Annotated in this window: 24 protein-coding genes; 7 read left to right on the forward strand and 17 right to left on the reverse strand. The window is 50.1% G+C overall.

Features of this window, described 5'->3' with window-relative positions:
• Window positions 1-10: 10 nt before the first annotated feature.
• The 4 genes from AM231_RS19715 to AM231_RS19730 form a co-directional block, all read right to left on the reverse strand.
• Window positions 11-1477: a phage tail sheath family protein gene (locus AM231_RS19715; protein ID WP_054404149.1), complete on the reverse strand. Its 1467-nt coding sequence runs from the start codon at window positions 1475-1477 to the stop codon at window positions 11-13.
• A gap of 2 nt (window positions 1478-1479) precedes the next feature.
• Window positions 1480-1689 carry a YqzN/YkzM domain-containing protein gene (locus tag AM231_RS19720; protein ID WP_054404151.1) on the reverse strand — a complete coding sequence of 70 codons (210 nt, stop codon included), beginning with the start codon at window positions 1687-1689 and terminating at the stop codon, window positions 1480-1482.
• A gap of 10 nt (window positions 1690-1699) precedes the next feature.
• Window positions 1700-2542 carry a hypothetical protein gene (locus AM231_RS19725; protein WP_054404152.1) on the reverse strand — a complete coding sequence of 281 codons (843 nt, stop codon included), beginning with the start codon at window positions 2540-2542 and terminating at the stop codon, window positions 1700-1702.
• Between the two features lie 464 nt (window positions 2543-3006).
• Window positions 3007-3477 carry an ArpU family phage packaging/lysis transcriptional regulator gene (locus AM231_RS19730; RefSeq protein ID WP_054404154.1) on the reverse strand — a complete coding sequence of 157 codons (471 nt, stop codon included), beginning with the start codon at window positions 3475-3477 and terminating at the stop codon, window positions 3007-3009.
• Between the two features lie 304 nt (window positions 3478-3781).
• Here AM231_RS19730 and AM231_RS19735 point away from each other — a divergent pair, with 304 nt between their 5' ends.
• Together AM231_RS19735 and AM231_RS19740 are read left to right on the forward strand one after the other, a co-directional pair.
• Window positions 3782-4201, forward strand: coding sequence for a helix-turn-helix domain-containing protein (locus AM231_RS19735; RefSeq protein WP_054404156.1), 420 nt, complete (start codon window positions 3782-3784; stop codon window positions 4199-4201).
• Between the two features lie 88 nt (window positions 4202-4289).
• Entirely contained in the window at window positions 4290-4715 is a 426-nt protein-coding gene (locus AM231_RS19740) for an ImmA/IrrE family metallo-endopeptidase (RefSeq protein WP_054404158.1), read from the forward strand.
• Window positions 4716-4787: 72 nt separating this feature from the next.
• Here the strand turns inward: AM231_RS19740 and AM231_RS19745 are convergent, their stop codons facing one another.
• Window positions 4788-5570 (reverse strand): hypothetical protein, encoded by a 783-nt coding sequence (locus AM231_RS19745; RefSeq protein WP_242615245.1) that lies wholly within the window; start codon window positions 5568-5570, stop codon window positions 4788-4790.
• Window positions 5571-5743: 173 nt separating this feature from the next.
• Here AM231_RS19745 and AM231_RS29210 point away from each other — a divergent pair, with 173 nt between their 5' ends.
• Window positions 5744-5893, forward strand: coding sequence for a putative holin-like toxin (locus AM231_RS29210; protein WP_165593432.1), 150 nt, complete (start codon window positions 5744-5746; stop codon window positions 5891-5893).
• Window positions 5894-6132: 239 nt separating this feature from the next.
• On the opposite strand, the gene AM231_RS19750 is transcribed toward AM231_RS29210, so the two are convergent.
• The 7 genes from AM231_RS19750 to AM231_RS19780 all read right to left on the reverse strand — a co-directional run bounded on the left by AM231_RS19750 (window position 6133) and on the right by AM231_RS19780 (window position 11923).
• Window positions 6133-6912, reverse strand: a complete 780-nt coding sequence (locus AM231_RS19750; protein ID WP_054404160.1) for an AraC family transcriptional regulator — start codon at window positions 6910-6912, stop codon at window positions 6133-6135.
• Between the two features lie 6 nt (window positions 6913-6918).
• Window positions 6919-7515 carry a LysE family translocator gene (locus tag AM231_RS19755; protein WP_054404162.1) on the reverse strand — a complete coding sequence of 199 codons (597 nt, stop codon included), beginning with the start codon at window positions 7513-7515 and terminating at the stop codon, window positions 6919-6921.
• Window positions 7516-7652: 137 nt separating this feature from the next.
• A complete protein-coding gene (locus AM231_RS19760; protein ID WP_054404163.1) occupies window positions 7653-8012 on the reverse strand; it encodes a DMT family transporter in 360 nt (119 codons plus the stop codon).
• Between the two features lie 4 nt (window positions 8013-8016).
• Window positions 8017-8586: a TetR/AcrR family transcriptional regulator gene (locus AM231_RS19765; protein WP_054404165.1), complete on the reverse strand. Its 570-nt coding sequence runs from the start codon at window positions 8584-8586 to the stop codon at window positions 8017-8019.
• 226 nt (window positions 8587-8812) lie between these two features.
• Window positions 8813-9619 (reverse strand): energy-coupling factor transporter transmembrane component T family protein, encoded by an 807-nt coding sequence (locus AM231_RS19770; protein ID WP_054404166.1) that lies wholly within the window; start codon window positions 9617-9619, stop codon window positions 8813-8815.
• Window positions 9616-11301 (reverse strand): ABC transporter ATP-binding protein, encoded by a 1686-nt coding sequence (locus AM231_RS19775; RefSeq protein ID WP_054404168.1) that lies wholly within the window; start codon window positions 11299-11301, stop codon window positions 9616-9618. The genes AM231_RS19770 and AM231_RS19775 overlap by 4 nt, the downstream gene beginning before the upstream one ends.
• Complete coding sequence (locus tag AM231_RS19780; protein WP_054404281.1) at window positions 11294-11923, reverse strand: ECF transporter S component; 630 nt, start codon at window positions 11921-11923, stop codon at window positions 11294-11296. Before AM231_RS19780 ends, AM231_RS19775 begins: the two co-directional genes overlap by 8 nt.
• 370 nt (window positions 11924-12293) lie before the next feature.
• Here AM231_RS19780 and asd point away from each other — a divergent pair, with 370 nt between their 5' ends.
• Entirely contained in the window at window positions 12294-13124 is an 831-nt protein-coding gene (gene asd, locus AM231_RS19785) for an archaetidylserine decarboxylase (protein WP_054404170.1), read from the forward strand.
• 93 nt (window positions 13125-13217) lie between these two features.
• Here the strand turns inward: asd and AM231_RS19790 are convergent, their stop codons facing one another.
• From AM231_RS19790 to pdxR, 3 genes are all read right to left on the reverse strand, one after another.
• A complete protein-coding gene (locus tag AM231_RS19790) occupies window positions 13218-14066 on the reverse strand; it encodes an SDR family oxidoreductase (protein ID WP_054404171.1) in 849 nt (282 codons plus the stop codon).
• A gap of 468 nt (window positions 14067-14534) precedes the next feature.
• The gene (locus AM231_RS19795; RefSeq protein WP_054404173.1) at window positions 14535-15320 is read right to left on the reverse strand and encodes an AraC family transcriptional regulator; all 786 of its coding nucleotides are present in this window, start codon (window positions 15318-15320) and stop codon (window positions 14535-14537) included.
• Between the two features lie 67 nt (window positions 15321-15387).
• Entirely contained in the window at window positions 15388-16860 is a 1473-nt protein-coding gene (pdxR, locus tag AM231_RS19800; RefSeq protein ID WP_054404176.1) for a MocR-like pyridoxine biosynthesis transcription factor PdxR, read from the reverse strand.
• A 122-nt stretch (window positions 16861-16982) separates the two neighbouring features.
• Here pdxR and AM231_RS19805 point away from each other — a divergent pair, with 122 nt between their 5' ends.
• From AM231_RS19805 to AM231_RS28375, 3 genes are all read left to right on the forward strand, one after another.
• Window positions 16983-17597, forward strand: a complete 615-nt coding sequence (locus tag AM231_RS19805) for a pyridoxamine 5'-phosphate oxidase family protein (RefSeq protein ID WP_054404177.1) — start codon at window positions 16983-16985, stop codon at window positions 17595-17597.
• Window positions 17598-17722: 125 nt separating this feature from the next.
• Window positions 17723-19021 (forward strand): aminotransferase class I/II-fold pyridoxal phosphate-dependent enzyme, encoded by a 1299-nt coding sequence (locus AM231_RS19810; RefSeq protein ID WP_054404180.1) that lies wholly within the window; start codon window positions 17723-17725, stop codon window positions 19019-19021.
• A gap of 227 nt (window positions 19022-19248) precedes the next feature.
• On the forward strand, window positions 19249-19374 hold the full coding sequence (locus tag AM231_RS28375; RefSeq protein WP_082341753.1) for a sporulation protein YjcZ: 126 nt from the start codon (window positions 19249-19251) through the stop codon (window positions 19372-19374).
• Window positions 19375-19510: 136 nt separating this feature from the next.
• On the opposite strand, the gene AM231_RS19815 is transcribed toward AM231_RS28375, so the two are convergent.
• Both AM231_RS19815 and AM231_RS19820 read right to left on the reverse strand, forming a co-directional pair.
• Window positions 19511-20728, reverse strand: coding sequence for an ABC transporter permease (locus tag AM231_RS19815; protein WP_054404182.1), 1218 nt, complete (start codon window positions 20726-20728; stop codon window positions 19511-19513).
• Complete coding sequence (locus AM231_RS19820) at window positions 20725-21477, reverse strand: ABC transporter ATP-binding protein (protein WP_053491605.1); 753 nt, start codon at window positions 21475-21477, stop codon at window positions 20725-20727. Before AM231_RS19820 ends, AM231_RS19815 begins: the two co-directional genes overlap by 4 nt.
• Window positions 21478-21500: the final 23 nt, after the last annotated feature.

Below are 21500 nucleotides of genomic sequence, written 5' to 3' on the forward strand. Positions count from 1 at the left end.
AACGTTCTTGTTATTGCACGTAAAATGTACCGAACAACTGCTCCATCACATCGGTCAGCTTCACATTCCACTGCAGGAAGACCTGATCCGGCTCTGGTGTGTTCACAGCAGAATCACCATAGTAAGCCGGATCGAGAATGACATCGTAACCATCCGGTTCGATGACATTGCTCAGCGACAACGATGCAAGATATTCCTTCACAGCGCCGATCAATGCAAGTCGGCCTTCCTCCGTATTGTTCACCTTGCCGATGTAGGTCTGCTCTGCGGCTAGCTGCAAATCTGCATGAATGGCATCCATAACGCGGATGGAACGGATTTTCTTCCAGGCATTGTTCTGACCTTCTGCCGGAACCACCAATGTGTTAATGCCACGCAGTGCCTTCACTTGACGTCCATCGTAGAAGAGTACGAAGACGCCATTGCGCACAGCCTGCTCCTGTTCGGAGCGGGTCCAGCGGCGGGTCACATCTTCGAAAGGTGTTACCGCGTAGGTAGCGGATTGGTTCAGACGCTGACCGGCAATAAGCCCGGCGACGTAAGCAGCCGTCTGCGCAGAACTGTAGTTCACACCAGACAGACGTACACCTGTCCCCACATTAATAATCCCTTCATGGTTCAACGCAAGCGACCGGGCAGCAGCCAGCTTGGCTGCATCCTTGGAGGCATCGTCCGCTGCACTTCCACCGAATACGGCCATCACGCCGCGTCCTTCCTGGCGCAGACGCTTTAACCAAGCCGCAAAGCTCTGCAGCAGAGCCATATCCGCAGCATAATCCAGGGCTAGTACGTTAAACTCCTGACCTTCGACTGCATCCTGCATTTCGATGTAATCTGCATTCGTCAAGCCGCCGTTACCGCTCTTGCCTCCGGTCAGCACGACACCATTCACATCAGCGGGAATACCGGCTTCATCTAATGCAGTAGCCGTTACCCATTGGTTCTCCTCATCTTCATTGATCTGCGCTGCAATCGAGGCAGCAGTTCCGTCCAAGCTTGTATAAGTACCAAGCAGTTTGGCACCTTCATAGAGTCGAAGCTCACGTGCCCCCGAATTAGTCAGTGACGGCTGAACCGTAACAGAGAAGCCGTTACCTCTGCTGCCCGGATATTTAGCCTCCAACTTCAGCACGTCCGAAGGGGTATCTTCTGCATCTTGCAGCGTAATGGCAGCTGCTCCCGCCGTATTATCAGCCAAACGGTAAGCCAGCAGCTTCTTAGGTCCGCCAAGCAATGCCAGATAGAGCGTGTCGTAAGCGGTAGCCCCGTCCTGGCTATCTGCAGAATACAGCTCGGAAATCGCATATTCGCTTCCGATTTCCACGAATTCGCGTACAGGTCCCCAATTGGCTTTGACCGGCACAACCACCGTTCCGCGGGAGCCGCCCTGAATAGCCGAAGCGGCTGCTGCCTTAAAATTCATATACAACCCCGGCAATACCGGTTTATTCGTACTTTCCCATGTTCCGCCTGCCATGATTAAACCACCTTCGCTTTCATAAATTGTTGGATTCTTTCCTTAACTTCGGTTACTGTGAATAGCTCAGCATCTGCCCCATACATGGCGCCTGCTAGCACTTCCGCCCGAACCTCGAACAGTTCCTCGGCGTGAGTTTTGAGCTCCGTCAACGGATAGCGCGGAGAATTGTTCTTGCTTGCTTCGTTCTTGGGTGTTTTTTTCACAGCCATTGTGGCCACCTCACTTTAAAATAGGATGAATGTTAACGCGCCTGATTAAGGCGGCTTCTTCCGGCGAACGCATTTTCCGCTGCGCCAAGGTCAGCTTTAGCTGCCCGTCCAGAATGGGGTCGGCCTGCATATCGGAGGAAATTTCCGCCACGGATAAATAGCGGCGTTCCTGCGAATCCAGCACGAGCTGAACCTGAGTGCCGAGCTCTTCCACCAGCCTTGCAGCCATAAGCTGCTCGTCCGCAGAATCCAGAGAGGCAATATGCCCGGTAAAGGTTTTGCGAACCTCGAACATCGAAGCTCCCGCCATCTTGGTCTCACAGTTCGTCATCCGCCATAATACAGCGTGGTCTTCCCGTCCTGCCGGCCATGCCGTATGATAGATGCTCCAAGAATCGCCCAGTACGTCTCCTGTCCAGTCTGTTAAAGTCTGCAGCCATTCGTCCGGTACTCCGTTGGAACCAGCTCCGGATGCCTGCGGCTGATAGACGCCGAATCGCATGAGCCGGATTATTTTGCCTGAAACACTATCTAACTTATCTGCCTCCGGAACACCTAAATAATGAAGCTTGAAGGCATTCCCATCGGTTCCGCTAACCCGCTTGCGATGAAGACCGGTGATTAGAAGTTCGGCCCAGCGATCCAGCAGCTTCAAGTCGGAACGATCCGCGTACAGCCTCAACCGCACCACCTGCCGGTACCCTGCCCAAGAGGATTTCCATACATCTTCTCCCAGGGCGATAACGCCATATAGAGGCTCGTTCTCCCCATCTGGCGGCGGATGTACATCATACAGGTGATCTTCAAGTTCTGGGATAAGGTCAGCAATGGCTTGCTTAACCGCGCTTCTCATTCTTCAGACAGCCGAGCGGCTTTCGATCTTCCATAATACGAGAGATGAAAGGCGGTCACATGCTTGTCCAACACGGCCCCCCTCCTTTCTGTTATATAAGGTTCGGAAACGAAGCAATCGAAGCCTTAGCCGCAGCAAAAAACCGGTCCTTCTCAAGGCCGGCTCGCATATTCCACTATGGGTGTTCGGTAGCTCTTGTTTTCCTTCATTTCCGATAATACAATCTTACACCCCTAAATCGGATACGCTGACGCCTTATGGGATGGATATGGCGGAACTTTAAGTGGAATGTCGGCGGAAAATAGTAAGAACCTATGTTCGCATGTTTTGCGATAATACTATTTCCCTAGTCCCTCACCGGCTGTACTTCGTCCGTAACAGAATACAAAAAAAACCGGGAGTTCTCTACTGAGAGAACCCCCGGTTCCAGGCTTGATTAGAATCCACATCCAAGCATATCTGCGTTATATTCTTTTTGCGGCTTTCTCCAATTCCTGCAGCTTCAGTAGCCCCCGATCTGCGAACGCCAAGGCCAGTTTATAGAAAGCCCGGCTGCGGATCTTCGTATACGTATCCTTACTGACCGGCGGCTCCAGGATATGGTTGTACACCTTGTAATCAAATACGTCGTCCTGCTTCATATATCGTTCCCGGATTAGAGTCTGCTCCCGTTCACCAAGCCGTTCCACGATCGATTCGATCGTCTCGCAATACTGCTTTCGCGCTGCGGGCATATCTACATTATATATGGCAACCTTAGCCGTTTGATCTGAGGTTACGTTGGTCGGTCCGTGGAAACGTTCCGTGTAGGAAGCGGTCACGCTCACCTCCTTAATTTCGAATGTGATAGTTTTATAGATACGATATTTCTCGAATATCGCTTCAACGGCACCTTGGGTCTTTCGGCGATCCAGCTCTGGTAACAATGGATTCATTCTGATACACTCCCTTAGTTAAATGTCATGTTCGGATTCAATTTGCCATTTGGCAGAGGGCTCTTTCATCTATCGTTCGCATTTTGTTCGTATTTTTCATTAATATACCACTATTTGGAGACCAGCGTAAACCCGCAAAATGATCTACTATTCACTAGAATAGGGATCAATCCTCCTGTTTTCTTACCTTTTGGCAATGATTCTCTATTTTGTTTTACCTGTTGGCAAAGAATGCGGATATGTTTATACTATACATAAGTGTTTGATATGAAGTAGATGGAATATGGTGAGGAGTGGCCGTAACGTGGATCACATATTTGGATCATACTTAAAAGAGATTAGGGAGAATAAAGGCTGGAGTATCAATCAGTTGGCACAAGCTGCAGATATTAGCGGTTCACAGATTTCTCGGATTGAGAATGGTCTGAGAGGCATCCCCAAGCCGCTAACGCTTCGCAAAATCGCCGAGGCGCTTGATGTTCCTTATGAAGAGTTGATGAATAAAGCTGGTTACTTGCAGCAGGATGCTGCGAAGCATGAGGACATCTCGGTGCCCGCTTGGGCAACCTCTAGAGATAAGCGTGACTTCAAAAAAATGCTCGAGGATGATGGTGAGCTCATGTTTGACGGGATTCCTCTAAATGAAGAAGACAAACAGCGCATTAAGGATGTGCTTACAGGGCTCTTCTGGGAAGCTAAGCAGATGAACAAGCGCAAGAAGTAAAGGGGAAGATACAAACAATACTACACGATAAGGAGATACATACCGATTATAACGATTCAACCAAAATTCATATTGCAGGTGAACTGGCATGGATGATTCTCTACAATCTTTAATCCGTCAGCTGATCAAAAAACATCATACCAGCTGCCCTTTTGAAATTGCGGCATCCCTAGGCATACATATTCGATTTGCAGATTTAGGTCAAACCACCAAGGGGCTTTATTTCCGCAAACTACGGCGGAGATTTATCGTCATCCATAATCAGCTGCCTCCCCCATGGCAGCGCTTCGTGTGTGCCCATGAGCTGGGGCATGACCGACTCCATAAGGGGATCAGCCGTTTTTTTCTAGAAGAGCATTCCTATTTCAGCCCAGGCAAACTGGAACGGCAAGCGAACCGCTTTGCCATTGCTCTATTAACCGCAGGCCTCACTCCAGGGCAGGGAGAGTCCTTACACGAGTTTTATCTCAGAGCCGGCATTCCACAAGAAATGCTATATTTTTTTGATTTTTAAACGAACGTACGTTCCTGATTGGTCACAAAAAGAACCCACCTGCCGGCATTCACCAGAGGTGGGTTCTCCTGCTTATAGCGGTTCAAAAAGTGCAACCTGCCGTTTGCCTACTTTGAAATGCTGTACTCTTTTAAACTGGTCATGCTTCAATTTCTGCCCTTTGTCGGAAATAACAGCAACGACCGAACGGGCGGGATCCAGGATCGGATGTAACGCATCCAGCAAAGCCTGCACAGGCTCCTTGCTTTCACCGCCCCAGCTTACCAAGTCGCCATAAGGAAGATCGGTCATGACGATGTGGGTTCCTTTACAGGAATTCAGGCTCACATGGGGGTCGGTAATATCACCTTGAAAACATTCCATCTCTTTCACAGATGATTGACGGTTCAGCTCTCTGAACCGCACAGCGCTCTGCAATGCCTCCTCATGAGAGGGCTTATGATACAACTCCAACAGTTCCTTCAGCTGTTCAGCGCGCTGTTCTAACCCTTCTTCACGAAGCAGTGACAGATTCTTCCCGGCAATATTAAGCACTTCTGCATCAATGTCGGAGCCAACCACTCGGCGAATGCGCAGACCGTGCAGCAAGCCAGTCACCGTCAGCAGATAACCCCCGCCACAGCAGGGATCATATAAGGTATAGGGTCCCTCTACCCCTTTTTCCTCTAATATATGAAAGCATCGCTGCACAATCTCACTGGCAAGTCTGACAGGAAACGAGGTTGTTCCCTTCGCATTGTACAGTACCCGGCCGCTGGCAAAATCCTCGTAGCTGCGCTGGGCTGATTCATAGATATATTCCATTCGAATGATTCCTTCCATCCGGCTCATGCCTAAGTGATTTCTTATCGTCACACTTTTCATCCATCTAAGATAAAGATAACAAAGCTGAATAAAGCTCCAAAACCTCTCCCAATCAGCCCATAAAAAGCCCCTGAATGCATGGCTTGTATGCTATAATTTAGGAACTACAATCTATCGGCTAGTAAGGGCGGTCGGCTAATCTCCCGAAGATGGGAGGTGATGCCATGGAAGTATACCAAACATTGACGCTTATGATTTCGTTCGCGACGCTGGTTGTGTTAATACTTTCGTTCCATAAGAAAACCGTCTATCGACGTACATTCACAGAAGACAGACCGCGTTTTGAGGATGTTTTTCTTGCGATTATCGAATGAGTTCAGCTTCGCTGAAAACTTATAAATTCTATAATCTTAATAAGAAATAGACCGCCCTTGGTCAGGATAACGGTCTATTTCCGATCGAATTTCCTATAGTAAGGCCGCTCTTATAGCGGTACGTTTGTACCCGGGGATCGTGTTCGCGCACGGTCCCTTTTACATTCTATACACATTATAACGGAGTTTATTCACCATTGCCAAGCATGACTTTAAATAACACCTATGCTTTGGCTACTTTATTTATGCAGATGGGACAAATAATCAAACGCCGTAGTGCCGTATACATTCTTGAAGTGCCGATTCAGATGGGCAAGATCCGTGAAGCCGCATTGGGTCACGGCCTGATACACATCTCGGCTGTCCTCAATCAGATGCTTGGCGCGCTCCAATTTGCAGTTGAGATAATATTGATAAGGCGACAGCCCCGTATTTGCTTTAAAGGTACGAATAAATTGATACTTTGACATCCCGAACTCTCCGCTTAATTCATCGAGACGGAGTACATGATCCAGGCGGTCCTGCATCAAATCTTTGGCCTTCCTGGTAAAATAACTGTCCTTCCTGCCACCGGGATTCAGAATATCATGATTGAAATGATCCGCCAGACCTAACAGCAGTTCGCTGCTTCTTGCTTCCGGCTGACCGGTGAAGATCGATTTTGTTACATTCAGGATGCTCTGCCGCAGTCCCGCATGATATACAACCGGGGATTGGAACCGGACAATATCCTTTTTCTGAATCAACTCCAGAAATAGCTCGGGATGAATGTAAATCATCACATAATCGATCCCCGTTCGTTCCTGGGACCAGCCATCATGATTTTGCTCCGGATGGAACAGCATGACCCCGCTTTGGTAAGAAGCCTGCTGGCTGCCATCAAGCGAGTACTTCTGAATCCCGCGCAGCGTGACGCCGAGTGCATACTCCTCATGATTATGCTTTTTATATTTGAAATCCGTCAGGCTTGCGGACAGCGCCGTAATGCCTACTGCTTTTTTATAGATAAACTGCTCCATCTTCCATCACCCCTTTATGAGCTCAGGTATGCCGGATACGACGATTGCCGAGTACAGCAGAAACAAAGCCAGGATTGTATTGGTCGTTCTCCGATATTTTTGCATAATTCCTTGAAAAAGACTACCACACACGGCCCAGGTCATATACGCGGACAGTCCAATTAACGATACCACAACAACGAATGCCGATATGACAGACCCTGCCGTATAATAAGGCATCACGTAGCTGGGAATGACCGTCAGTGTGAATAATACCACCTTTGGATTGAGAAACTGCATCAGAAAGCCGGACGCGAAAGACGCGGTTTGATTAGAACCGGACCGGGATACGTCCATCGTATACACTTGATATGTAAGGTATAGCATGAACAAGCAGCCCACGATACGCAAAATCCACAGAATGATTGGCATGCTAGAGGACAGCAGCTGGCCTAATACAACCGAAGCGGCGATTAATAAGAAAAAAGCGACGGAAGCTCCGGCTATATATCGCAGGGTCTTCTTCATACCTGAGTGCTGGACCGACGACAGAATAACGATATTGGACGGCCCCGGCGAGAAAGTGACAACAAAACAATAAATTAAGAACGAATATAGATTCATGATGATAGCTCCTGACAAAGGGATTTTCCTTTGCATTATAGAACCGAATGCGAGGCGGGGCATAGTACATTATTGCAGCAAAAAAAGAGCCGTACCTCGTACAGCTCTTGGCAAAATCCAATGATTAATTATCGAGTTTAGTTGCCAGATTGGTAAGTCTTCGGCTGTTCCTTCGCATGCGCACTGCCGGATAAATTCAGCAGAACCACACCAGCGATAATCAGCAGGATCGAGACAATTTTTAGCCCATTAATCTGCTCCGCAAAGAACATATAACCGATCAGCGTAATGATCATAATGCCAAGACCTGACCAAATCGCATAGGCCACGGAGATTTCAATCTGCTTCAAGCTCAATGTCAGGAAGCTCAAGCTGCATATATAGAAAACCACCAGCAGTATGCTCGGCAGCAGCTTGCTGAATCCTTCCGACATCTTCATACTCAGCGTGCCCGCCACTTCAAACAAGATAGCCAAACATAAATAGATCCAATGCATAATTTTACATCTCCTCCCGTTTCTTGGCGGCAATCCCGAACAGCATGATGTCCATAATCGATTGCAGCAGCTCTCCCAGCGGCAGTTGATGCTTCACCGCCGCTCTTGAATCGTAAATCTGATAGAGCGATCCAAGGTACAGATCAATGAACAGCGGCATGTGAATATGCTTGATGCTTCCCTCTGCCATGCCCTGTTCCATTAATTCCGTGACGATGCCCCATTCCTCTCTGAAAAAAGTGTCCAGCTTCTCCCACTGCGCATAGTGCGACCGTTTCAGATCCGGCAGCATGCCCAAATCCATCTTCTCCATTTCCTGAGGCAGGCATATCAGTATCCGATGAATTTTATCCAAGGTGGTAAGCGACTCATCTGCTGCAATTTCGCGCTCTCGCTGCTGGATGTGCCGGATCATGCCATTAATGATATGTTCAACAATCTCTTCCTTGGAGGAAAAATGCTTATAAATCGTCCGTTTGCTAATAGCAAGGCCACGGGCCAGATCACTCACCGTAAACGTGAATCCCTGCTGCTGAATTAATCGTATCGTTTCATTTAATATTCGCTCGCGCAAGAGACCATACTCCCCTTTTGGTACCGGAAATACTTTAACAGTACCAATAGTATTGTACCTTTCTATTGCCTAAGAGTCCAGCCATGATCATTAGGCAACAACATATACGCAATGTGATTGTCACCTGAAACCATCCATCTATTTTCCTAAAATAAAAGAGCCTGCTTACAAGCCGTAAGCAGGCTCTCATCAATGATGACAACACAAGCGACTAATCTATTCACTTCTAATCAAACCGCACATCTCCAATGCCAAACCAGGGAAAATATCCGGCGGCAATGTAAGCACAACAGGCGGCAGCTGCTAATAACCCGATGACGAGCAGGTCATAACGCGAATAACGGAATGGATAATAATACGTACGGCTCTTCGCCCCATCCCCGTCAAATTGCTTGGCCTCCATCGCCGCAGCCACCCGATGGGCCCGGCGAATGCTCTGCGCCAGCAGCGGTACCACATACAGACCTGCCCGGCTCACGATTCCGCGGATGCCTCGAATCGGAAGGACTCCCCGTACCTTCAACGCTTGGCGGCGAATCACATATTCCTCCCACACCATAGGCAGCAGCCGGATGGAAGCCATGAAGCTGTAGGCATACTTGGGCGCAAGTCTCAGCTTCTGCATCAGACTGTAGAATAGATCCACCGAGGAGGTTGTCGTCACAAGCAGCAGCCCCTCGGAAGCAAAGGCGATGCCTTTAAACCCCAGATGCAGCCCGCGATAGAAGCTTTCTTCCGATACCCGAAACAGCCCCCACTCCCACCAGATCGTATCTCCCTTACCGAACAGCATCATGGAAGAGGAAGACGATATGAAGGCAAGCAGAAAAGGAATGAGAAACAGCAGCATCTTCCACGGCTTTACCCCGCTTAGCACCAACAGACAGACCGTGAACACGAAAGCCTGATACATAACAAAATCAAGATTATGGGTGAGCACCGTCATAAAGAAAAGTCCAATGATCAGGCCCAGCTTCACAACCGGATTTGCCCGGTGCAGCCAAGTAATCCGCACGGGATTCCATATATTCATGAACTCACCCCCGTATGGTGATGGTGGGCTGCGGATATGACACTGGGAGTATCGGCAGCGCCGTTCACTCCTGCAACCGTATGACGTTTGGATTCCGTCCCGCCTGACCAACGCGGGGAAGGCATGCTCGAGGTCAACTGCCCCTCCCGGATTTCCCATATATGTGTCGCTGCCCGCTGCGCAATCTCCATCTCATGGGTCACCATGAGGATGGCAGTTCCTGTGCAGCGCAGCTGCTCGCACATTTCCAGAATCGCGAACGTATTCCGTGCATCCTGTCCGAAGGTCGGCTCATCCAGCAGCAGAACCGCCGGCTGCCTTGCCATGGCCGTGGCTACGCTCAGTCGGCGTTTCTGCCCTGTGGATAGCTGGTACGGATGCCTGCCGTCCATCCCCTTCAGTCCGAAGCGTTCAAGACAGCGGTCGGCCTGCATCTGCGCTTCCTCTGGCGGCATTTGATCCACCAGCAGTGAATATACCACTTCATCGCCAATGCGCTCCGTCAGGAATTGAAGCTCCGGATTCTGAAACACGAATCCGATCTGCCGCAGCTTGCGCTCTCTCTCCTTACGCACTTTCCTGCGCTTGCCCTGGATGACCTTCTCTCCGCACAGCTCATAGGTTCCTTCGGCCCGCAGCAGTCCCATCAAGCTTAGCAGCAGCGAGCTTTTGCCGGCGCCGTTCGGCCCGATCACCGCTATGAAATCACCGGGATACACCTCGGCCGATGGAAGGGAGATGACCGGCTTGTTCCATCTCATTCCCCTGAATGCGCCCAAGCGGATGACAGGTTCCCTATGTAACACGTCCGGCAAGGTACCCCCATCCCCAGGCAGCCGATTCCCGGCGACTTGATCCTTACCATCAATCGGAGCGAATAACTCCTTGCCTGCCGGGGATCGCGCATAATCTTTCCACACGCCGGGGTACCAGATGCCATAGGATTTGAGCTCCTGTTCATAATCAGCGAATATGACAGCTGGCGGACCATCACCCAGGATCTCGCCTTCCGGGCTGAACAGAACGACACGGTCCACGTAGTGGGCCATTTCCTCAATTCGATGCTCAACGATAATCAGCGTACGCCCTTCTGATACGGCTTTCACCGCCGACCAGATTTGCTCCCGACCTTCGGGATCAAGCAGTGCTGACGGTTCATCAAGGAACAATACCTCCGGCTCCAGCAGCAGAGCAGATGCCAATGCCAGTCTTTGCTTCATCCCTTGAGACAAATGAGTGATTGGCATATGAAGCTCATCCAGATCAAGACCAACCTCCTCCAGAGCCGCCTGCATTCGCTCCCTCATCTCTTCGCGAGGGACACTTAGATTCTCCAGCACAAAGGCAAGCTCTTCGTCCACATACGGCATGCAGAACTGGGTATCCGGGTCTTGAAATACATACCCCCAGGAGTCCGGTACCCTCTGTACCTCACATTTCATCGGCACTTCCGTTGCCCGGGGAATCATCCCGCTAAGCACCTGGAGCAGCGTCGATTTGCCGCATCCGCTTGGACCAAGCAGCAGTACCTTCTCTCCACGAGCTGCCGAGAAGGAGAGATCCTTAAACATCAATCGATCCTCACCCGGATACTTCAGGCGCAATCCCTCTACACACACAGCCTGCTCAAGCGAAGTCTCAGCAGACTGAGCCGGGGTCAGGCCAACAACGGCATTAGACATGTCTCGGATCTTCCAATGCTTCGTAATCCTTCCTCGATGCAGGCCGCAGCAGTGAAGTCACACCTGTTCGATCCAATGCTTTGGCTAACAGCAGCATCAGAAGGCCAGCAATGATAGCCCCGCTGAATATCCGCATGCCATATTTGGCGAAAAACATCCATGCCTGCAGATCATCCGTATAACTGTAATAGAAGTCCATGATCATCGAGCCAACGGCCGAACCGGCTCCTGCAAATGCCAAAGTCCACGCCGAGGTGCTCCGATAACGGAAAGCCGCAAATACCAATTCGGCGCCCAGCCCTTGAATGACACCATACAGCAGCAGCGTCAATCCCCAGCCGCTACCAAACAGCACTTCCACATGCGCTGCCGCTACTTCCGCAATAATCGCGACTCCCGGCTTGCGGATCAGCAGATAAGCAAGCGTAGCCGCAGCAAACCACATGCCATACAACAGCTCATCCGCTTCAAAAAACAGCGGTTTTAACAGATTGTAGACCGAGCCCCAGAAGTGATAGATTACACCCAGCACAAGAGATACCAATACCGTCACCAAAATATCGCTTAACCTTAGCCCTTTTCGGGGCTGTACCCCAAGCTTCTCTTGCATTGATGTTCCCAAACCATTCATTCCCCTCTCCACCACTATTTTTTTGTAAACCACAACAAAAAACCGCCTGGTAAACGCGCAGACGGAAAAATAGGCCCTGTCGGTGGCAGGGTCGGATATTCTCTACGCTGGCATTACCCAGTTCAGATTAACGGTCAACAGCGGATAGCAGCTGCAATCTCAGCCTGATTCACTCAAGCACCCGTATTCCCTATTCGGTTTTATGTTAATCTTAAAATACACATACATTCCAGAATAAGCAAGGGCCTTTTTTCAAAAATGGCTATTTATTGATTTCCGGCCCATTCTATGTCAATATCAAAGTGGTTGTCTTTTCGACCATTATTCTATTGTTAACACGTATGCACAAAAGGAGACTGACATGGCTAAACAATTGCTGCGTCTGATGACCGAGCTGTCCTCCCGAAAGTGGCTGTCCCAGATTATGGGGCGCTTCTCCCACAGCCGGCTGAGCCGTCATCTGATACCTGCATTTATACGAATCTATCAAATTCCGGCCCAGGAAGCGGAGAAAGAAGTTCATGAATACCGATCACTGAACGAGTTCTTCTCCCGCCGGTTAAAAATAGGCCTGCGTACCATCGATGACACTGCGGATGCCATGGTAAGCCCTGTCGATGCAACGTTATCGTTTATGGGGACCATCCATGCCGGCACCATTTTGAGTGTTAAGGGGCAGGATTATACCCTGAGCGAGCTGCTCGCCAATTCGCCCAGAATGGAGAATTATCTAAACGGCTATGCGTTTGTATTATATTTAAGCCCGACGGACTACCATCGCATTCATTCGCCTGTAACCGGTGTTCAAGCAGAAAGCGAGCATCTAAAGGGCCGGGTATATCCCGTGAACGATTTTGCGATGACCCATATCCGAAATGTACTCAGCCGTAATGAGCGGCTCATTACGTATATTGCGCATGAGTTCGGCGAAGTCGCTGTCGTGAAGGTCGGAGCCATGAATGTAAGCAGTATCCGTTATGCTGATGAGAGCGTAAAAAAATACCAGATCGGCGGCGAGCTCGCCTATTTTGAGTTTGGCTCAACCGTTGTGCTCCTGACGGAGAATGACACGTTTACGCCGCGTGGAGATCTGAAGCCCGGTTCCAAAGTAAAAATGGGAGAATTGCTGGGTTTGCTTCATCCGCGTACGGACAAGGGACAGCAGCCGCATACCCATCACACCCAGGATTAAGGGTTATAGCCACTGTAAATTCTCGTACATCGTGAGCACGATGCGTGGTTCGGGGCATACTTAGATGGCTGTCGGCCACATGAATAGGAAGGGTTACCCCCTGCCGAGCATCCGGTAGATGATCCGCTGAAACAGCCGGTTCGGCAGTACGCCTTTGATCCAAGCAGTTAGCCGCGTGCCTCGGGGCAGTGTGTAGCGGAACCTGGGTTTGGACATGGACGCAATACTTGCCACAAGACGGGCTACCTCCTGCGGATCCCCACTATTCTTGGCTGTCCGTCTAGAATACTCGAGTACGCCCTTCAGCAAGCTGCTGTAGGGTGAGCTTTCCGCGGTCTCCAAACCTCCAAAACTCTTGTCCCAGATGGGCGTGCCATAAGCTCCGGGTTGAATCAGCACAACATTTATACCAAAAGGCATCAGCTCCATAGACAAGCTTTCACCTAATCCTTCGATCGCGAATTTGGATGCCGCATAAGGACCGTAACCCGGAAACCCGATGACACCGCTAATACTGCTCATAATGATGATCTTGGATTTTTCAGTCTGCCTTAAGAGCGGCAGCATATGCTGTGTCACAGATACCGTCCCGAAAAAGTTCGTTTCCATCTGCCTTCTCCAGCCGCTGAGCGGCACCTCCTCTACCATCCCGCCTACAGCCTCACCAGCATTATTCACCAGTACATCCAAACGGCCAAATCGCTGTCCTATATCCACAGCAGTTGCCTTCACTTGCTCCTCATCGCATATATCCAATTGGAACAGATGAATGCGCTCGGCGATGCCTGCCTCTTCCGCCTTGGCCAGCAAATCTGCAGCCGCCTCAGGTCTGCGGAAACCAGCTGCCACCTGATAGCCTGCCGCAGCCAGTTCCAGACTGATGAGCAGCCCGAATCCGCTGGATGCACCTGTTACCAACGCCGTTTTCTCTGCTCCCCTCATGAGCGGGCCCCCCCATGCCTTGCCTCTTTAATTCTCTTCATCAGAACCTCACCCTTCCGTCCTTGCTGGATGACTTAACAGGCCAAAAGTGGCTTATGTATAATCCCAATATATCAGAAGTTTGCAATACAAACAGACTCTTTTTCCAATGGAACCCATTAAAAAAAAGAGAGCCAGTTAGCTCTCTTTCTGTTATTCACAAGCATATATGATAACGGATGGACGATCACCCGTATAAAGGCTCGGTTCTTCTTAAAACCATATATCCTGTTGAACCTGATTAAATCTTCTTCTGCGTCTCAAGCGGTTGCGGGAGACCCCGTTGCCACTGAGTCTAACAAAACGTCTACATCCCCATCTTCTTGGGTTCATTCTCCTCTCCCCCCTTCATATGTAATAAAACATGTACACCATCATTACCCTATGATGCTTGCCATGAAACCCATGGCATGCTGGTGAACGAAGAAATCAGCGGATTTCGGATGGACTTTTGCCCGTATACTGCTTAAATTGCCGGCTGAAAAAGAAAATATCCCGATACCCCAGCGCATCGGCCACCTCGGTTACATTCATCCCTTGATGCAGCAGCAGATGCTGAGCCCGCTCGATTCGCATCTGGATAATATAGGACTGCACCGGCGTGCCAATCAATTCCTTAAATTTGATCGAGAAGTAACGGGAGGATAAACCTGCTCTGGCCGCTAAATCCTCGACTCGATGCGGAACGCCGGGGTGCTGACGGACGTAATTCGCAATTTCATGGATCGCCTGCGACAATTGGTTGCTCGCCTTTTTGACGACCGGTTCATTAAGATCGCTGCGCAGTAAATGGATCATCAGCTGCTTCAGAATAAGCTGTCCCTCTTCCAAAAAACCGTAGGGCTTGTCCAGATATAAACGCACATAACGGGCCAGCAAATATTCAAAATCCATCGTTTCCGTCAGCTTGCGATAAGATGAGGGAATATGTTGCAGAGGATCGGTCACATCAAAGTGGATATATGTCAACACAAGCGGCTTCTGCGGATTATGCGTTGCACTCGTATGATCTCCTGGTCGGAATAGGAAGCAGCTTCCCTTACCTATAGCAAAAGGCTCGTCATTAAGCTCCAACGTTCCTTCGCCGCTCCATACATAGAACAAATCATAGTTCTGCATGGGTCTTTCACGTTTCTGCCATTTCCAGCCCGGCTCACAGACGATTTTGGCAAGCGCAGGCATGATTACAAAAGAAGACGGCGATGCATTCAGCATCTCGTCATAACCCCCTCATCTCATTCAAAAATAATAAAATTAATCTCTTCCTCATCATACCTGTTTTTCAGGATTTTTGCATGTCCTGCCAAGCCTCTGCGATCCGGTTAACCCCCTCTGTTATATGGGCTATATCCAGATGGGAGAAGCCGAAGCAAGCGGCAGGCGGCCCTGGGGTACGATGATACACCGAGGCATCACGAAACATCACGCCGCGCCTCCGTGCTGCATCCTGGAATGCGGCATATTCTTCCGGGGAGCACAGCCAGTTAGCATATACGTGCAGGCCCGCATCGCCGGGATGTAGACGAAACAGGTCAGAGGCTTGCGCATCCATCGCTTGACGAAGCGTTTCATACCGGTTGCCGTACAACCGGGTCATTCTGCGAAGATGCCGCCCATAGCCACCTCGCACAATAAAGCGTGCGAGCGCGCGCTGCTCCAGCTGTGCCGGCGATATCGGTTCATACAACGCCTTGGCCTGTATGATCGCCTCCACCAGGCTGGGTGGAAGGACAGCGTAACCGATCCGCAGTCCGGTAAACATCGTTTTGGAGAAGGAGCCAACGAAGATGACACGCCCCTCATCATCCAGCATTTTTAAAGGTTCAATCGGCTTGCCGCCCCAGCGGAACTCACTGTCATAATCATCCTCAATGATAAAGGCTTGACGTTTGCGGGCCCAATTCAGCAGTGCTCTTCTTCGTTCCAGCGGCAGAACTGCACCCGTCGGGTATTGACGGCTGGGACTGACAACAAGAAGGCCTGCTTCCCAGTCGTGCGGAATCAGACCGGCATCATCCACGGGTGAAGGCAGCGGATTCCCGCCGCTCAGTTTTATCCCCCGATAAATCCCTTGATATCCCGGATCCTCCATAATGACCTGGTCGCCAGGATCAACCAGCAGTTGAAACAGCAGAACCAGCCCCTGCATGGAACCGCTGAAGATCACAATATGCTCGGGATCGGCCGGTATTCCGCGGGTGAAACGCAAATGTCCGGCGATGGCCCGGCGCAGTTCGATATCCCCCTCCGGTGGAGCTCCGCTTTGCAGTCCGGCTCCCCCGCGTCCGCCTGCATAGGATAGCGCACTCCTCCACTCTGTATATGGAAAATCCTCTATCGGCATCCTCGCACTCGCGAAGGAAATGGTATCCGGGGGAGGCTGCTCCAGCAGCAGCATGGTCGATGCCTGCTCCTGATATTCTTCCCGGTGACTCATAAGCCGCTGCCCCCATGCTGAGAGTATCGGCGATTGCTCAGCTATGGGCGGCTGATCTGTCCTGATAATGCCCTCGGCTACATAAGTTCCGCTGCCCGGCCTGGACACCACATAACCTTCAGCCATCAGCATGTCATAGCTCTGTGCAGCAGAGCCCCGGGATACCCCATACAGCTTGGCCAGCTTGCGGGTAGCGGGAAGCCGGGTTCCCTCCGGAAGCTTGCCGCTGTGAATCGCGGCGCGTATGGCATGATATAGAGCCAAGTACTTATATTGATATTGCTCCAGATAAGTCTCGAATGGCAATCCCAACTCCATGGTAATGACTCCTCTATGACTTCTCAAAAATTGGACTATACAAACTACTCTAAAGTGGCGCTTTTTCCTTGTCAATAATGATTGTATGCTGTTACTCAAAATGGATAGGGGAGAGCTTAATCATGAGAAGAAACGAATTTTCGATGGAGGATCAGAAAGAGATTGAGGATTTCCTCAGTGGTATGAGCTTTGGTTTTCTAGGGACAACAAATGAAGAGGGAACTCCGCGTGTAACGCCTCTGAACTTCGCCTATGTCAACGGAGCGTTCTATTTTCACGGAAGCCGGATGGGCGAGAAAATGGATCATCTGCGTTTGGCGCCAACAGTGTGCTTTACCGTAGCAGATGAATATGCTCTGATTCCTTCCTATTTCTCCGATCCGGAGATGGCATGTCCGGCAACCGCCTTTTTCAAAAGCGTAACAGCAACCGGCGAGGTCTCCATCGTGGATGATCTGGATGAGAAAGCTCAAGCAATGGAAGCTATGATGCAGAAGCTGCAGCCCGAAGGGGGATACCGCACCATTGACGCAAATGACCGTGCTTATGCTTCCCGACTGAAGGGTGTTGCCGTGATCAAGCTGGTTCCACAGCAATTGAGCGCTAAATTCAAGTTCGGTCAGAACCTGAAGCCGGACCGGCTCCACGCCGTGCTCGAAGGCCTCGAATGCCGCGCCCAGACTCGGGATGAAGAGACGGCAAAGATGATATGCAAGTATCATCCTGGACCACGCTGAAGCATTACATTTAACCGTGACGGTTCCTGGGGTAGGTGGTATAATGTTAGGCAATGAAAACATAAATGCAACACGTCACCTGCTCTCACCTTAACCTATAGTACTCGGAAGGAAGGAATCAGTTCATGAACCCATTGGTTGGTCAGTTGAATGGAAAATTGCAAGCCGGCAATCCGCATGTTTACGATATGCTCTCCACACTCGGCAGAGAAATCTACTTCCCGAAAGAAGGTATCTTGAGCCAGTCTGCGGAAGCAACGAGCCATGCGAAAAAATATAACGCTACGATTGGTATTGCAACCGAATCCGGAGTCCCGATGCATCTTAGCGTCATTCAAGACAACCTTTCGGCCTACCAGCCAAAAGATTTGTATCCGTATGCTCCACCTGCAGGAAAGCCGGAGCTGCGCTCTGTTTGGCGACACAAGATGATTCAGGAGAATCCATCACTCGAAGGCAAGAACTTCAGCAACCCTATTGTGACGAATGCGCTGACGCATGGACTTAGCATCGTAGCCGATCTGTTCGTAGACGAAGGGGATGCCGTGATATATCCCGACAAGAACTGGGAGAATTACGAGCTGACATTTGGCATTCGCCGCCATGGCAATCATGTAACCTATCCTCTCTTTACAGAAGATATGAAATTTAACGCTGAAGGACTTCGTCAGGCCCTGCTCAGCCAGAAGGACAAGGGAAAGGCTGTCGTTCTGCTCAACTTCCCAAACAACCCGACAGGTTATACGCCGGGTGCCCAGGAAGGGGCCTCCATCGTTGCCGCGATTAAGGAAGCCGCCGAGGCTGATATTAACGTAGTCGTTGTTACGGATGATGCTTATTTTGGATTATTCTTTGAGAATTCGCTGAAAGAATCGCTCTTTGGGAGTCTGGCAGGACTTCATCCTCGCGTGCTTCCTGTGAAAGTCGATGGCGCGACCAAGGAAGAGTTCGTATGGGGATTCCGTGTCGGCTTTATCACTTTTGCGGCAGAGAACCATGATGTGCTGGACGCGTTGGAACAGAAAACGCTTGGTATTATCCGCGCTACGATATCCAGTGCCTCCCATCCTTCGCAGACATTCGTTCTTGAAGCGCTGAAAGCACCTGAGTTCCATCAACAAAAAGAAGAGAAATTTGTCATCATGAAGGGCCGTGCCAACAAAGTAAAATCTATCCTCGACAGCGGCAAATATAATGATGTATGGGAATACTATCCGTTTAATTCCGGCTACTTCATGTGCTTGAAGCTGAACAAGGTATCCGCTGAAGAGCTCCGTTCCCATCTGATTCATGAGTATGGGGTAGGAACCATCGCTCTTGGAGAGCATGATCTCCGAATTGCTTTCTCATGTATTGATGAGCAGCATTTGGAAGATCTGTTCGACCTGATTTACAAGGGGATTCAAGACCTGCAGAAAGCTTAATGGTAAGGTAATATCCGATCAGGTAAATGTAATGAGATGACCTATCATTAGAACTTGCGCCGGAAGTAGCTCGCAATATAACGAATCAAACATCAAACAGACCGGGGAATCTTCTCCCCGGTCTGTTTTTTTAATCTGCCACAAATAAACGCTCGCCCATACACTTAGACTCATCCCTACATACAATACCGTGTACTATAAATCAACGAACCGAAAGGGGAATGAACATGGGTGCAGTTGAAGATGCAAGATGTGGCGGATACGGTGGTGGATACGGCGGTGGATATGGAATCGGAGCAATCCTGGTTCTGTATATCCTGCTCGTTATCATCACTCGTTCTTTCTGGGTGTAATGACATCTAGATAGACAGCCTGAACAGAAATCGCAGGTCGTCATTCACCATGCACTGCGATTTCTGCGGCCCCAACTACCTATACTATAATTAACGATAGAAGGCCTGGACGTTCAGCGTCCAGGCCTCTTCTGTATTATTCATCATCTTCTTCACGTCGGCTTTTCCGGGCGGCGGTGCTTCTGAACAAGAATACAAGCACGACACCTGCAGCCATTGTACCAAGTATCCGTCCGGGAGCACTGAGGGCCTCTGGAATGAGGGGAAGCCACAGCAGCACAGCCCAGAACAGCTGCACCTGGAAGATCAGTTTTCCTTCATTGTCCCGGCGCGTTCCTTGCGGAAGCGGATAGACATGCAGCCAGAAGGATTCCGGATGAAGCTTTCGCAAAGCCGACAGCTGAAGTCCGATAATCATCACGCTGATCAGGTAAACCATCGCAGATGCCAGAGTGTCCCGGGTCGCCCACACAAGGAAAGCGCCTAGCAGTCCGACCCGAATCAGTATGCCCAGAATATCACTGCGTGTCAGACTTTTAATAAGCAGAAAGCGGTAAGCACTCGCTTTATTCCATGCCAATCCTTTCCCCCATCCGGAGAGCCACTTGCGTGCATGCACGCGCTGCTCGCGTTGAGGCACGTTTACGAACCAGCTCAGCACCATCATTACCCGGCTTGCCTGTCTCTGCTCGACGGCTATTAATCGTTCCCAAGCTACCCGATGCTTGACGGGTACGGACAACGCGGCGATATACGTAAGACCGAGTAGCGTCATGAATATAAGGGCGCGGCCCGCCGGATGCCATAACCAGGCAGCTAAACTCAATGCTGTAACGATCCAGCGCAGTGCCCGATAGGCTGCTGCCGCGTTCTTTGACACCATGAGCTGTTCCTTCCAGCTGCCGTAGCTAGACAATAGCTTAAACACAACCAGGACAGCAAAGGTAGCCAGCAGCCATTTTGGTGAAACATCGCTGCGTATGTACAGAGGCCATAGGATTAACTGCACGAGTGCTAAACCGATGATTTTATATACGACTCCGCTGAACCATGCCATTCTGAAATATTCCTTCATTCGGGATTCCTGTGGAATGAGGAACACCGTATCAGCTGTACGTAAATAGGTACGGATGCTGCTATTAATCATAAGTGGTACAAGAATGATGAGCATGATCCACCGAATGGGCAGATCAGGCGGAACTTGCTGCAGAAGGGCGGTGTACCAGGCAGCAAACGCAATCAGCAGGAATAGAAACACAACGGCTACACCGCTCTGTATGACATAACCGAGATAGGGAAGAATTTCACCCCAGAACTGTCCGCGTCGTTTGACATACAGCTCACGCAGATTCATTCGCCGTTACCATCCTGAATCAGCACATTAAACAGTTCTTCCAGCGACATGCCCGGCTTCCCAGCTTGCTCCTGGATGTCCTTCAGCGTCCCCTGGGCAATAATGCTGCCGCGGTGCAGCACGATAAATCGGTCGCAGTAATTCTCAATCGTGGACAGAATATGAGAACTTAGCAATACCGAAGCGCCAGAAGCCTTCAACTCCAACATAAAATCAAGCAGCGACCGGATCCCGAGCGGATCAAGCCCAAGAAAAGGCTCATCAATAATGTACAAGGATGGTCTGGCTACGAATGCGCACATAATCATCACTTTTTGGCGCATGCCCTTGGATAGATGCGTGGACAAGCTGTCCATCTTCTCTTCCATGCGGAACATCTTCGATAGCTGAGCCGAACGTGTTTCATAGTCTTCACGGGAAACTCCATAGGAACGCGCCGTGAATTCCAGATGCTCGCGTACCGTCATTTCCTCATACAGGAGCGGGGACTCCGGCACAAAGGCCAAAGCGCTGTGATATGCTTCCGAATGTTGTGCACGGTTCTTCCCCTGAACCTGAATATTTCCTTTTTGCGGATTCATCAGCCCTAGAATATGCTTCATGGTGGTACTCTTGCCAGCTCCGTTCAAACCGATCAAACCTACCATCTCACCGGGCTCTACCTGAAAGGTGATATCATGCAGTACCGGTCGGTTGATGCTATACCCCCCGCTTAGTCCTTGAACGGACAATACAGGCTGCTCACTCATCGTCAATCACCTCTTATTCTTAA

Source organism: Paenibacillus solani, assembly GCF_001277345.1.
GTDB lineage: Bacteria > Bacillota > Bacilli > Paenibacillales > Paenibacillaceae > Paenibacillus_AQ > Paenibacillus_AQ solani.

Excerpts from the sequence above, each read along its gene's own strand:
- AM231_RS19730 (WP_054404154.1), bottom strand. The coding sequence starts at position 3,477 with ATGAATCCATTGTTACCAGAGCTGGATCGCCGAAAGACCCAAGGTGCC.
- AM231_RS19715 (WP_054404149.1), bottom strand. The coding sequence starts at position 1,477 with ATGGCAGGCGGAACATGGGAAAGTACGAATAAACCGGTATTGCCGGGG.
- AM231_RS29210 (WP_165593432.1), top strand. The coding sequence starts at position 5,744 with ATGGAAGTATACCAAACATTGACGCTTATGATTTCGTTCGCGACGCTG.
- AM231_RS19750 (WP_054404160.1), bottom strand. The coding sequence starts at position 6,912 with ATGGAGCAGTTTATCTATAAAAAAGCAGTAGGCATTACGGCGCTGTCC.
- pdxR (WP_054404176.1), bottom strand. The coding sequence starts at position 16,860 with ATGGAGTTGGGATTGCCATTCGAGACTTATCTGGAGCAATATCAATAT.
- AM231_RS19740 (WP_054404158.1), top strand. The coding sequence starts at position 4,290 with ATGGATGATTCTCTACAATCTTTAATCCGTCAGCTGATCAAAAAACAT.
- AM231_RS19775 (WP_054404168.1), bottom strand. The coding sequence starts at position 11,301 with ATGTCTAATGCCGTTGTTGGCCTGACCCCGGCTCAGTCTGCTGAGACT.
- AM231_RS19770 (WP_054404166.1), bottom strand. The coding sequence starts at position 9,619 with ATGAATATATGGAATCCCGTGCGGATTACTTGGCTGCACCGGGCAAAT.
- AM231_RS19805 (WP_054404177.1), top strand. The coding sequence starts at position 16,983 with ATGAGAAGAAACGAATTTTCGATGGAGGATCAGAAAGAGATTGAGGAT.
- AM231_RS19795 (WP_054404173.1), bottom strand. The coding sequence starts at position 15,320 with ATGCTGAATGCATCGCCGTCTTCTTTTGTAATCATGCCTGCGCTTGCC.
- AM231_RS19720 (WP_054404151.1), bottom strand. The coding sequence starts at position 1,689 with ATGGCTGTGAAAAAAACACCCAAGAACGAAGCAAGCAAGAACAATTCT.
- AM231_RS19725 (WP_054404152.1), bottom strand. The coding sequence starts at position 2,542 with ATGAGAAGCGCGGTTAAGCAAGCCATTGCTGACCTTATCCCAGAACTT.
- asd (WP_054404170.1), top strand. The coding sequence starts at position 12,294 with ATGGCTAAACAATTGCTGCGTCTGATGACCGAGCTGTCCTCCCGAAAG.
- AM231_RS19820 (WP_053491605.1), bottom strand. The coding sequence starts at position 21,477 with ATGAGTGAGCAGCCTGTATTGTCCGTTCAAGGACTAAGCGGGGGGTAT.
- AM231_RS19810 (WP_054404180.1), top strand. The coding sequence starts at position 17,723 with ATGAACCCATTGGTTGGTCAGTTGAATGGAAAATTGCAAGCCGGCAAT.
- AM231_RS19815 (WP_054404182.1), bottom strand. The coding sequence starts at position 20,728 with ATGAATCTGCGTGAGCTGTATGTCAAACGACGCGGACAGTTCTGGGGT.
- AM231_RS28375 (WP_082341753.1), top strand. The coding sequence starts at position 19,249 with ATGGGTGCAGTTGAAGATGCAAGATGTGGCGGATACGGTGGTGGATAC.
- AM231_RS19790 (WP_054404171.1), bottom strand. The coding sequence starts at position 14,066 with ATGAGGGGAGCAGAGAAAACGGCGTTGGTAACAGGTGCATCCAGCGGA.
- AM231_RS19760 (WP_054404163.1), bottom strand. The coding sequence starts at position 8,012 with ATGCATTGGATCTATTTATGTTTGGCTATCTTGTTTGAAGTGGCGGGC.
- AM231_RS19755 (WP_054404162.1), bottom strand. The coding sequence starts at position 7,515 with ATGAATCTATATTCGTTCTTAATTTATTGTTTTGTTGTCACTTTCTCG.